The sequence below is a fragment of the Larsenimonas salina genome (assembly GCF_023736155.1).
Classification (GTDB): Bacteria; Pseudomonadota; Gammaproteobacteria; order Pseudomonadales; family Halomonadaceae; genus Larsenimonas; species Larsenimonas salina.
This window is the reverse complement of sequence record NZ_JAMLJJ010000001.1, coordinates 878,820-890,428: the sequence shown is the minus strand read 5'-3', so window position 1 is coordinate 890,428 and position 11,609 is coordinate 878,820. Positions and strand designations below refer to the sequence as shown.

Annotated in this window: 9 protein-coding genes; 6 read left to right on the top strand and 3 right to left on the bottom strand. The window is 60.6% G+C overall.

The window, feature by feature from the left end; all coding sequences use genetic code 11:
- Positions 1–69 precede the first annotated feature (69 nt).
- The 3 genes from NAT23_RS04255 to NAT23_RS04245 all read left to right on the top strand — a co-directional run bounded on the left by NAT23_RS04255 (position 70) and on the right by NAT23_RS04245 (position 2,991).
- Positions 70–1,698, top strand: a complete 1,629-nt coding sequence (locus NAT23_RS04255) for an OpgD/OpgG family glucan biosynthesis protein (RefSeq protein WP_251925909.1) — start codon at positions 70–72, stop codon at positions 1,696–1,698.
- A gap of 134 nt (positions 1,699–1,832) precedes the next feature.
- Entirely contained in the window at positions 1,833–2,402 is a 570-nt protein-coding gene (locus tag NAT23_RS04250) for a histidine phosphatase family protein (RefSeq protein WP_251925907.1), read from the top strand.
- A gap of 31 nt (positions 2,403–2,433) precedes the next feature.
- Complete coding sequence (locus NAT23_RS04245; RefSeq protein WP_251925905.1) at positions 2,434–2,991, top strand: DUF1415 domain-containing protein; 558 nt, start codon at positions 2,434–2,436, stop codon at positions 2,989–2,991.
- 4 nt (positions 2,992–2,995) lie between these two features.
- Here the strand turns inward: NAT23_RS04245 and NAT23_RS04240 are convergent, their stop codons facing one another.
- Both NAT23_RS04240 and NAT23_RS04235 read right to left on the bottom strand, forming a co-directional pair.
- On the bottom strand, positions 2,996–3,211 hold the full coding sequence (locus NAT23_RS04240) for a hypothetical protein (protein ID WP_251925903.1): 216 nt from the start codon (positions 3,209–3,211) through the stop codon (positions 2,996–2,998).
- Between the two features lie 176 nt (positions 3,212–3,387).
- Positions 3,388–4,257 carry an aldo/keto reductase gene (locus NAT23_RS04235; protein WP_251925901.1) on the bottom strand — a complete coding sequence of 290 codons (870 nt, stop codon included), beginning with the start codon at positions 4,255–4,257 and terminating at the stop codon, positions 3,388–3,390.
- 213 nt (positions 4,258–4,470) lie between these two features.
- Between NAT23_RS04235 and NAT23_RS04230 the strand changes: the two genes are divergently transcribed.
- A complete protein-coding gene (locus tag NAT23_RS04230; protein WP_251925899.1) occupies positions 4,471–5,787 on the top strand; it encodes an MFS transporter in 1,317 nt (438 codons plus the stop codon).
- A 62-nt stretch (positions 5,788–5,849) separates the two neighbouring features.
- Here NAT23_RS04230 and fucP read toward each other — a convergent pair whose 3' ends face one another.
- Positions 5,850–7,151, bottom strand: a complete 1,302-nt coding sequence (gene fucP / locus NAT23_RS04225; protein WP_251925897.1) for an L-fucose:H+ symporter permease — start codon at positions 7,149–7,151, stop codon at positions 5,850–5,852.
- Positions 7,152–7,437: 286 nt separating this feature from the next.
- On the opposite strand from fucP, the gene recC reads away from it, so the two are divergent.
- A complete protein-coding gene (gene recC / locus NAT23_RS04220) occupies positions 7,438–10,887 on the top strand; it encodes an exodeoxyribonuclease V subunit gamma (RefSeq protein WP_251925895.1) in 3,450 nt (1,149 codons plus the stop codon).
- A 28-nt stretch (positions 10,888–10,915) separates the two neighbouring features.
- On the top strand, positions 10,916–11,485 hold the full coding sequence (locus tag NAT23_RS04215; protein WP_251590714.1) for a UbiX family flavin prenyltransferase: 570 nt from the start codon (positions 10,916–10,918) through the stop codon (positions 11,483–11,485).
- Positions 11,486–11,609 lie beyond the last annotated feature (124 nt).

The following is an 11,609-nucleotide window of genomic DNA, read 5'->3' as shown; positions in this document are numbered from 1 at the left end:
ATAGGCGCGACTATAGTCGAGCATTCATCGTGGCAGAACTTCACTGAGACGGTTTATAAGGAAACAAGAATGGAGAGACGGACACTCATCAAGGCGTCCATGGCGCTGGCCTCATTGGGTCTTCCGGGTTGGCCTGCATTTGCCGCGACCAACGCCGGGGCAACCAGCACCGATAGCGAAGGCAAGCCGTTTGACTTCAACTGGCTGCAAAACCATGCCTGCGGGCTTTCGAAACAGCCCTATCAGGACACGACGCAGAAAGTGCCCGAACAGCTGGCAAAATTGCGTCCGCTCGATTACCAGCGCATTACCTACCGGCCGTCCAAGGCGCTTTGGGCTGAAGACCCGAACGCCGATGTCCGATTGCAGTTCTTCCACATCGGCATGCATTTCAATCAGCCGGTCCGTATGCACACCATTGACCGCGATACCCGCAAGGCGCGCGAAATCCACTTCAGCCCGGAGCTGTTCGATTACGAGGGTGTGGGGATCGACCCCAAAAGCCTGGAAGGCAACGACTTGGGTTTTGCCGGGTTTCGTGTGACCAAGAAGCCGCGCTGGGCCGATAATCAGGACATCGTGTCGTTTCTGGGCGCGAGTTATTTCCGCGCCATCGACAAGAACAACCAGTACGGCCTGTCGGCCCGTGGCCTTGCCATCAACACCGCGGCCAATGGCAAGGAGGAGGAGTTTCCTGCCTTCACTCAGTTCTGGTTCATGCACCCGGCGCCGGGCGAGACCCGGTTCATCACCTATGCGCTGCTGGATTCACCCAGCGCCACCGGCGCGTATCGCTTCGACATCGACTGTCAGGAAGAGCGGGTGGTCATGGGGGTTCAGAAGTACATCTACCCCCGTAAATCGATCGACCGGCTCGGCATCGCGCCCATGACGAGCATGTACCTGATGGGCCCGAGTCAGGCGCAGCGTCGCGACACGATCCACCCCCAGATTCACGACTCGGACCGTTTGTCGATGTGGCGTGGCAACGGCGAGTGGGTTTGTCGGCCGCTCTACAACCCTCAAAACATTCAGTACAACGCCTTCGCCGATGAAAACCTCAAGGGGTTCGGCCTGCTTCAGACCGATCACGACTTTGAAAGCTATATGGATGATCAGGCCTGGTACAGCCGCCGTCCAAGCCTCTGGATCGAGCCGACCAGTGCCTGGGGGAAAGGGGCGATCAATCTGATCGAGCTGCCGACCGTGGGTGAGGACGTCGACAACATCGTGGCATTCTGGGTGCCGGAGAAACCGGTACAGCCGAACGAGTCCCTATCGTTTGCCTATACGCTTTACTGGAGCCCGATGCCGCCGGTGGCGCCGACGCTTGCGCGGGTCGACAAGACCTATACCGGTATGGGCAATGTGCTTGAGGGCTGGATCCCGGGTGATCACTCACCCAAGGAGTACGCCCGTCGGTTTGCGGTGAACTTCAAGGGGGGCGATTTGATGTCACTTCCCGAAGACGCCGAACTCAAGCCGGTGGTCGAGGCTTCTCACGGCAAGGTCGATCTCGAGCAGGCGTTCCGCTTTGATGAAGCCGATGCCTACCGCGCCATTTTCGACTGGACGCCTGAAAGCGACAGCACCGAGCCGGTCACGCTTCGCATGTATCTGGCGAAGGACGGCAAGGCCGTGAGCGAAACCTGGCTGTATCAGTGGGTACCACCCAACCCCGATCAGCGCTTTTACTGAGTGAAATAGGCCTTTTGGCGCGTATTCGCCGATTAAGCGGATGCGCGCCTGGCCGATAGGCATCTTATGCGCCGATGCGCTACACTCGCTCGCCTTTCCAAGGTGCGATATATCGATCAACGCCAGGTACCGATATGAGCCTTTTGCCCAAGCCGTTCGTTTTTTTGCGACATGGTGAAACCTTTTACAATCGCGCTCGTATCATCGCCGGGCGCTTTGACGTGCCTCTTACCCCGGAAGGGGAACAGCAGGCCCGCGACGTTCAGGAGCTTTTGGACCGCCCCTGGTCCTACATTGCCGTAAGCTCGATGTTCAGGGCTCGAAAGACGGCTCGCCTGGCTATTCCCGGTGGGCGATTTCACATCTTCGACGGGCTTCGCGAGCGCGACTGGGGCGACCTGGAAGGCAAGCCTTACCGTCATCCGATGCCCTACACCTCGACCTCGCTGCCGGGCGGCGAGTCCTGGGACGTATTCCAGACGCGGGTGATCGGTGCGCTCAACGAGGTGCTGGCGCACCATGAGTACCCCTTGTTCGTTGCGCATTCAGGCGTTTTCCGCGTCATCCGTTTCGCAACGCTTGGAACGCACGAAGGCCCCCGGGTCAAGAATGTATGTCCGGTGGTTTGTACGCCGGGTGAGGGCAGTGAGGGCTGGTCTCTGACCTCGATGAGCGAAGCTGAAGCGTTCGAACCGACCGTCTAATCGGTCACCGCTCAAACTAACGGAGTTTTCTTTGGCACTTGTTACCGACCACCCCGCTCAAGGTGCTGTGAGCCGCTGGGTTGAAGACGCTGTGATTGGCGAAAATCTTTGCCCCTTCGCGCAGCGCGAGTGGCTTGCACACCGCGTCCGCCTGTGCGTCAGTGACGCAGGCGACCTGGACACGGTGCTGTCAGACCTTATGGATGAGCTGAATCGAATCGATCAATCCGATGCCCTGGAGACCACGCTTGTGATTCTCGGTGAGGGCGGCGGTGACTTCGACGAGTACCTCGACTGGCTCGAAGCCTCGAACCTTTTGGTATTCAAGATGGGGCTTGAGGGCAAGTTCCAGCTGGCAAGCTTTCATCCCGAGTATCAGTTTGAAGGCGAAGCGTTCGAGGACGCCTCGAATTTTACCAACCGTGCTCCGTGGCCGGTCCTTCATATCCTGCGCGAGGAAAGCATCGAAGCGGCGCTTGCCTCCGTTGATGACCCCGATGCGATCTTCGAACGCAACCAGGCGCATGCCAGGGCGCGTGGCACCGCGTACTGGCAATCACTGCTGGCTCGAAGCCACGGCACGTCCTGAGAGATCAGTTGGCCTTTCGTTTGCGTTTGCTGACGGTGTAGAGCGTGATGCCCGGCGCGTGGCCGTGCTGTTCGAAGTACGCCTTGCGCTTTTGCCATTGCTCGATCCGACTTTGCTGGCGCAGCTGGTGAAAGCTTTGGATCGAGTCGGAAAACGCGGCGGTTGACACGTTTGAGTGTGAGTAACTGACCACACCACAGGCGTCATTTGAGATGGACATGTTCGTTTCCCTGTCGTTTATTAGTGCCACTTTTTTGATGGGCATAGCGTGCATCCTTTTCACGCTAATTTCTGTGCGGTAACGCTTGGAAACACAGAGCGCCAAAGTGTAGCTAAATGTTACAGGGATTTCGATGAACGGTGTGCGGCGCACCAAATTAGGTGCGCCGTTTTACGTTAGATGATATCGAGCGGCTGTTTGGCGGAGGGTGGTGGGAAGGCGCTGTCGATGCTTTCGAGCTCCCGCGGGCTTAGAGTGATGTCCATGGCGGCAACGTTGGCCTCGAGGTGCGCCTCGTTCGATGTCTTTGGAATGGCCAGTACCCGATGCTCGCCGTTAACGGCGCGGATGGCCCAGGCCAGAAGAATCTGAGGCACGCTTGCGTGATGGTGTTTGGCGATCTCGGACAGAAGCGGATGATTGGATAGCCGCTGGAAATGGCGGCCACCGCCCTGAGACAGGGGGCTATACGCCATGACCGGCATACCAAGACGCGCCATTTCGGGCATCAGGGCATATTCGATCCCCCGGGATGCCATGTGGTAGAGCACCTGATTGGTGGTGCATTCCGGGCCGAACGCGGTTTTTTGAAGATCGGCGATGTCGCTTACGTCAAAGTTCGAGACGCCAAAGCGCTGAATCTTGCCTTCCTCGCGCAGCCGCCCGAGCGAGTCAATGGTCTCCTCGAGTGAGGCTGCCCCACGCCAGTGCAACAGGTACAGATCGAGGGTCTCGGTTTGAAGGCGCCGAAGACTTCGCTCGCAGGCATCGCGCACATTGTTGTAGCCGGCGTTGCCCGGCAGCATCTTGGACACCAGAAACGCCTGATCACGCCGGCCCTTGAGCGCTTCGCCGACCACTTCCTCCGACCCACCGTTGCCATACATTTCAGCCGTATCGATCACTTTGAGCCCAAGCTCGAGGCCGCGCTGTAATACGGCAATTTCATCCTTTCTCGGCGAGCGGCCTTCGCCCATGTGCCAGGTGCCTTGCCCCACTGCGGGTAGGGCCGTGCCATCGTGCAGATAAACGGTAGGTCGGGTCATGCAGGCTCCTTGGGGTGCCGCGTTGGGTGGGCCGGGCGTTCATGCCGGTGGACTGGATGTGTATCGACATGCGCGATAGTTCATTGAGGGGGGCAGAGCCCGACTTGTCAACGTCTGCCTTGGTCGAGGCGGGTTCACAGGCTGTGCTAAAGTGCCGTCGCTGCCTTGAGGCAGCAGGACACGGCACGTACACCATTAAAAAAAGACAGAGTCATGACCACACATATCCCCCACAAGGAACATTCAGAGCCCGTCCATGATGAAGGGCGCAGGCTTTCAGGCCAGGACGCCAAGACGTTGTCGCTGTCGGCGCTCGGCGGCGCGCTCGAATTCTACGATTTCGTTATCTATGTCTTCTTCTCGACCGTCGTCGGCACGCTGTTCTTTCCAAGCGACATGCCCGACTGGATGAGAAACGTGCAGACGTTCGGTATTTTTGCCGCGGGCTATCTCGCGCGCCCACTCGGCGGGGTCATCATGGCCCATTTCGGTGACCTGCTCGGGCGCAAGAAGATGTTCATGTTCAGCATCTTTCTAATGGCGGTGCCGACGCTATTGATGGGGCTGTTGCCCACGTATGAGACCATCGGCATCGCCGCGCCGCTTCTGCTTTTGTTGATGCGTGTGCTGCAGGGGGCGGCCATCGGCGGCGAGGCGCCGGGGGCGTGGGTGTTTGTCACCGAGCACGTGCCTCGTCGGCACATCAACTTTGCCTGCGGCTCGCTCTCCTGTGGGCTGGTCGGGGGCATTCTGCTTGGCTCGATTATCGCGACCCTGATCAACGCCTTCTTTTCGGCAAGTGAGATCAACGACTGGGCCTGGCGGCTGCCGTTCATTCTTGGGGGCGTTTTGGGGTTTGTGACCATGTATCTACGCCGCTGGCTGCATGAAACGCCGGTGTTTGCCGAGATGCAGGCGCGCAAGACGCTGTCCGAGGAACTGCCGGTCAAGCGCATCCTGACCCAGCATGGCAGCTCTGTCGTGCTGTCGATGGGCGTAACGTGGCTTTTGACCGCGGCGGTGGTAGTGACGGTGCTGATGACGCCGCCGCTTCTAAAGCAGGTGACCGGCATTGATGCGCAGCTGATGCAGGAGGCCAATACGATCTCGATCGTGTTCGTGATGATCGGGTGCCTGGTGGCGGGGTTCATGGCGGACCGGTTCGGGGCAGGCAAGGTGCTGGCGCTTTTTAGCCTGGGCCTTGCGATCACCTATGGCATCTTCTATTCCAGCATGCTCGAGGCCACCGATCACGTCTTCTCGCTTTATGCGCTGTCGGGCTTTTTTGTCGGGCTGGTCGGCGTGGTGCCAGGCATTGCAGTCAGCTCGTTTCCGGCCGCGATCCGGTTTACCGGGCTGTCGTTTTCCTACAACGTGGCCTACGCGATTTTCGGCGGGCTGACGCCCATGGGCGTGTCGTTTTTCATGGCGGTTGATCCGCTGGCGCCGGTCTATTACATCGCCTTCATCGGGGTACTTGGCGTGATGATCGGCGTGTGGGCCACGCGGCGGGCGCAGGCTCACGCCTGATGGCTTGATCGAACGGCATAAAAAAAACCCCGCATGAGCGGGGTTTTTTGTAGGCGGAGCACTTACGCGACCGGGGTCTGTACCTTGGAGCCCTTGAAGCCGTAGAAGGCAATGAACAGGTAGCACAGAAGCGGCAGGAAGAACGCGACCTGCAGGCCGATGGTGTCGGCAAGGCTTCCCTGAAGGACCGGAATCAGTGCGCCACCGACGATCGACATGATCAGAAGGCTTGAGGCCTTGCCGGTCAGCGGGCCGAGTTTGGCGATGCCGAGGGTGAAGATGGTCGGGAACATGATCGAGTTGAACAGGCCAATCGCGACGATCGAGTACATCGCAAGGTGCCCTTCGGTCATGATGGTGGTGCCAACTAGCGCAGCGGCGATCAGGCCGAACACACCCAGAAGCAGTTCAGCGCGAACGTAGCGCATCAGATACGAGCCGACAAACCGGCCGATCATGGCGCCTCCCCAATAGAACGTGACCAGGTGCGCCGCGCTTGATTCACTCATGTTGCCGATGTTGGGCATGGCCAGGTAGTTGACCATGAAGCTGCCGATGGAGACTTCGGCGCCCACGTACAAAAACAGCGCGACCACGCCAAGCAGCACGTGGCGATGGGCGAGGGCGTCCTTGAAGGTGTAGCTGGTTTTTTCATCTTCACCGGAGGCCTGATCCTTGAAGTGCGGCAGCTTCCAGAAAAAGATCACGGCAGAGAGCACCGCAAGCACCAGTGCCAGCACCAGATAGGGAATCTGAACGCTTTGCGCCTGTTCGATCTTATAGGCGGTGGCTTGGGCATCGGTCATCTGAGCGATCTGCTCGGCGCCAAGTACTGCGCCGGAGAGAATCACGGCGCCGCCGATCAGCGGGGCGACCGTGGTGCCGAGTGAGTTGAAGGCCTGGGCCAGGTTCAGACGGCTCGACGAGGTCTTTTCCGGACCGAGCATTGCCACATAGGGGTTGGCCGAGACCTGCAACATGGTGATGCCGCTTGCCAGCACGAACAGCGCCAGCAGGAATAAGCCGTAGGACGGTACCATCGCGGCCGGAATGAACATCAGCGCGCCAAGGCCTGCAATTAAAAGGCCCAGGCTGATGCTGTTCTTGTAGCCGATGCGGGTGAGCACCTTGGCCGCTGGCATCGACATGATGAAGTAGGCGCCGAAGAAGGTGAACTGGATCAGCATCGACTGGGTGTAGTTCAGTGAGAAAACGGCTTTCAGGTGCGGAATCAGGATGTCATTGAGACAGGTAATGAATCCCCACATGAAAAAGACGGTGGTCACGACGGCAAATGGGCCGTTGTGCGTACGTTCGGAGCCGCTGGACCCGGTCGAACGGGCCGAAGGGGTTGAAGGAGTCATCGTGGATTTCTCATGCCGAGCTGTTGCTCGCGGTGTATGGTCATCTGCCCTCAAGGCGCCCTTGCAGACGGGGAGCAGTGCATGAAGCCGGTGTCGGCCCGCCAGGCGGTGCTGACACGATTTAGCGTGGGCGCAACCTTACCATGGCTATGTCAGCCATAGGATGTGCCAAAACCGTCTTTTAGACTAACGTCGAAGTTGTCTTCGGGTGGCTTTCCGTGATGGCCACGGCTGTTGTCGACTCGGCTTTCTCGCTAGGATGGGCTGATCAAGCAAGGGAGCCGCCATGTTTACCGTGATCCACGCCAATCACGTCGAAGATCTGAAATCGCTGGCGCTGTCGGTCATCGAACGCCATCCACTCGACCCCCTCGACGATGAAACCTTCATCGTGCAATCCAACGGCATGGCCCAATGGCTTCGTCACGCCCTTGCCGAACACAGCGGCATTGCGGCGGCGCTCGACTTTCCCATGCCGTCCTCGTTTGCCTGGCGTGCCTATCGGGCGGTGCTTGGCGACGCCATTCCAGAGCGTTCCCCGTTTGACAAGTCGGCGCTGACCTGGCGTCTGATGCGACTTCTTCCCGCGCTGATTACGCGCCCCGAATTCGAGCCGCTGGCGCACTATCTTGAAGGTGAGCGCTATCCACGCCCGGACGTGCTCGAGCGCAAGCGGTATCAGCTGGCGGCGCAGCTTGCGGATCTGTTCGACCAGTATCTGGTCTATCGGCCTGAATGGATGGCGGCCTGGCAGGCCGGCGAGGACGCCCCTGACACGCTTCGAGACGACGAACGCTGGCAGCCGATGCTCTGGCGGGCACTGCTCGAGGACGCACAACCGGAGCTTCGGGACCAGCATCGGGCAGCGCTGCACGAGCGCTTTCTTGCCCGAGCCCGGGCGCTTGAGACCGTGCCTGCAGGGCTTCCCGGGCGCGTGTTCGTGTTCGGGATTTCGGCGCTGCCGATGCAGGTGCTTGATGTGCTGCACGCACTGTCGAACGTGGTCGAGGTGGTGCTGTTGATGACCAATCCGTGCCGGTATTACTGGGGCGATGTGGTGGCCGACCGCGAGGTGCTTGGCCGTGAGCTTGCCAAGCGCCGCCACGCCGACAAGCCCGGGCTCGACGTGGTCGACCCTGAGCTGCTTCATTTGAGCGCGAACCCGATGCTTGCAAGCTGGGGGACTCAGGGGCGCGACTTTCTGGTGTCGTTGTATGAGTTCGAGGCTCACAATCCGTTTTCGCTGGAGCAGGACCTCTTTCGCGATCGCGTCGAGCGTGAGCAGGCACCGCTCCTGCACCAGCTTCAACAGGACATCCTCGATCTCACCCACCCGAGTGAGCACGTAGTGGACGGTCAAAAGCGCCCGGTGCCTCTGGACGACGATTCGGTCGCGCTGGTCAGTGCGCATTCCCCGCTTCGCGAAGTGGAGATTCTGCGGGATCGACTGCTCGATGCCTTCGAGCGTCGCCCCGGCCTCAAGCCCCGCGACGTGATCGTCATGGTGCCGGACATCAACGCCTACGCGCCATTGATCGAGGCGGTGTTTGGCCAGATCAGTCCGTCGCGCTCGGACTACATCCCCTACACCATCGCCGACCAGCAAGCGACCCAGGCCGACCCGCTGCTGGTGCTGGTGCTTTCCCTGCTCGATCTGCCCAATGAGCGCCTGGGCGTCTCGACGCTGCTGGATTGGCTCGATGTCCCGGCGTTTCGTCAGCGCTTTTCGATTGACGACGCCGAGCTTGAATTGCTCGGGCGCTGGCTGCGTGACAGCGGTGTACGCTGGGGCATGGATGGTGCCCACCGCGAGCGGCTGGGGTTACCCCCGCTTGAGGGCAATACCTGGATGTTCGGGTTGAAGCGGATGCTGCTTGGCTACGCCAATGGCGACAGCGCGGCGTTTGCAGACATCGAACCCTTTGATGAAGTCGGCGGCATCGACGCTGCGCTTGCCGGCCGGCTGGCGGAGCTTCTGGAGACCCTCATGCGCCAGAGCGCGCTGCTTGAGTGCGCGCGCGGCCCCGAGCAGTGGCAGCAGGTGATCGTTGCGTTGATCGAGGCGACGCTCTCGCCCGAGAGCAGCAGCGACTGGTTCATCATCGACCGGCTGCAGCAGAGTCTGACCGAGTGGGTGGCAGAGTGTCAGTGTGCGTCGTTTGACGGCGAGCTCTCTCACGTTGTGGTGCGCGACGCGCTTCAGGAGCGACTGGACGCCGGCGGCCTTGCGCAGCGCTTTCTGGCCGGCAAGGTCAACTTCGCGACCCTGATGCCGATGCGCGCCATTCCATTTCGGGAGGTCGTGCTTCTGGGGATGAACGACGGTGACTATCCGCGGGCGCGACTGCCGCAGGACTTCGATCTGATGGCGGCTCGCCCGCGGGCCGGAGACCGCTCCCGCCGCGACGATGACCGCTACCTCTTTCTCGAGGCACTGCTCTCGGCGCGTGAGCGGTTGACGCTTTCCTGGGTCGGGCGCGATCAGCGCGACAACACCGAGCGGGTGCCGTCGGTGCTGGTCGGTGAGTTGATCGACACGCTCGATATTGGCTGGTGCGGCGCCGAGCACGGCCCGGTGCTTGAGCAGGTGCTGACCGAGTACCCTCTACAGCCGTTCTCGCGGCGCTATTTCGACGCCGGCCGCTCCAGCCGGTTATGGACGTTCGATGAGCACTGGGCGCGCCTTTACACTCGTGTGGCCGAGCCATCGGTGCCGGTGCCCGAGGCTGCGCTTCCCGAGACGCCCTTGACCCTTTCGGAGCTTGAGCGGCTGCTGCGTCGGCCGTTTCAGGTGTGTCTGGGCGCGCGACTTGGCATCGGTTTTCAGGAGCCCGAAGCGCTCGATGATGACCGCGAACCGTTTTCGCTGAACGCCCTTGACGTGCATCAGATCAAGCAGGCGTTTCTGGAGGAGCTTGCCCGCGACAGCGCCGCTGCGGCGGAGCACATGACCCGTTGGCAGCGCCGTGGCGCGCTTCCGGCACTCGGCTTTGGAGAGCACTGGATGACGACGGTAGAAACGCCTGTTACTGCGCAGTGGGCGCATTGGCAGGCCCTTGAACCGTCGTATGTGGCCCTCGAGCGCCCGTTGACGCTTGCCCTTACTCATGAGACGCCGCATGGCGCGGTGTCGTTTCGCGACCGGCTGGACGGTTTTCGCACCGATGAGGCCGGCGTGCTGTGGCGCTGGCACGTGTTGCCCGGGCATTACGGCCATTTCAAGCGTGCGCGGGACGGGCGCCTTGTCGAGTACGGCAAGCCGCACCGGCTGTTCGGCCCTTGGGTGGCGCAGCAGTGTGCCAGTGCGTGTGGCCAACCGTTTACGCTTGGGGTGGTGTTCGAGGATCGCGTGTTGACCTGCGTGCCACCCTCGCGCGAGGAAGGGCGTGCCCGGCTCGAGTCATTGCTTGAACTCTGGGCTGAAGGCTGGCAGACGCCACTTCCGAGTGTGGCCGCCCTTGGGGTTCACTGGTGGTCGCTGGCCGGTGCTGACGATGGCGACGGTGAGGGTGAGACGGGCGATCCACGTCTTGAGCGGCTTCGTGAACGTTACGAGGAGGGCATCTATAACGGCCCGGCGCCTGTTCGCCGTCAGGAACCGGCCATGAATGAGCTGTGGCCGAACATCAAGGCGTTGATGGAGGCAGGGTTCGAGCGCGTGAGCGAGTCGCTTTACGGTGCGTTCTGGTCTGATCTGAGTACCCGCGTCGAACAGACCACCTCGGGCGGGCTATAATGAGCGGCTGACAGTTAAGGAGCAGTTCATGACGCAGGCGTGTCCCGATCGTTTGATCATCGGTATCTCCGGTGCCTCCGGCGCCATCTATGGTGTGCGCCTTTTGATGTTGTTGCGCGATACACCGATTGAAACCCACCTGGTGATGACCCCGTCGGCCGAGGTGACTCTGGCGCACGAAACCGATTGGAAGGCCTCTGAGGTCAAGGCACTGGCCGATCAGTGCTATAGCGCCAAGGACATCGGTGCGGCAGTGTCGAGCGGGTCCTTCAAGACCCTTGGCATGATCGTAGCGCCGTGTTCGGTGCGCTCGATGTCGGACATGGCCACCGGGTCCACCTCCACGCTTCTGACCCGCGCTGCTGACGTGGTCATGAAGGAGCAGCGCAAGCTGGTGCTGATGGTGCGTGAGACTCCGCTTCACCGCAATCACTTGAAAAACATGACCTCGCTTGCCGAGATGGGTGTGATCATCGCACCGCCCGTACCGGCGTTCTACGCCCGCCCTCAAAGTCTCGAGGCGATGGTCGACCATAGCCTCGGGCGTGTGCTTGATCTGTTCGATATTGATCTGGGGACGGTCACGCGCTGGCAGTAACGTCTCTGAAAGTAACGCCTCTGACAGCCAGCCATGGCCTTGGCCATCGGCAGTAACACTTAAGCAGGCTGACAGCAGTGCCGGTGGCGATAAGGCGTGAGCCTCTTATACTTAAGTCCACTAT

What these genes read in the sequence shown, in the direction of transcription:
- recC (WP_251925895.1), top strand. Translation starts at nt 7,438, where the DNA reads ATGTTTACCGTGATCCACGCCAATCACGTCGAAGATCTGAAATCGCTG.
- NAT23_RS04255 (WP_251925909.1), top strand. Translation starts at nt 70, where the DNA reads ATGGAGAGACGGACACTCATCAAGGCGTCCATGGCGCTGGCCTCATTG.
- NAT23_RS04235 (WP_251925901.1), bottom strand. Translation starts at nt 4,257, where the DNA reads ATGACCCGACCTACCGTTTATCTGCACGATGGCACGGCCCTACCCGCA.
- fucP (WP_251925897.1), bottom strand. Translation starts at nt 7,151, where the DNA reads ATGACTCCTTCAACCCCTTCGGCCCGTTCGACCGGGTCCAGCGGCTCC.
- NAT23_RS04240 (WP_251925903.1), bottom strand. Translation starts at nt 3,211, where the DNA reads ATGTCCATCTCAAATGACGCCTGTGGTGTGGTCAGTTACTCACACTCA.
- NAT23_RS04230 (WP_251925899.1), top strand. Translation starts at nt 4,471, where the DNA reads ATGACCACACATATCCCCCACAAGGAACATTCAGAGCCCGTCCATGAT.
- NAT23_RS04250 (WP_251925907.1), top strand. Translation starts at nt 1,833, where the DNA reads ATGAGCCTTTTGCCCAAGCCGTTCGTTTTTTTGCGACATGGTGAAACC.
- NAT23_RS04215 (WP_251590714.1), top strand. Translation starts at nt 10,916, where the DNA reads ATGACGCAGGCGTGTCCCGATCGTTTGATCATCGGTATCTCCGGTGCC.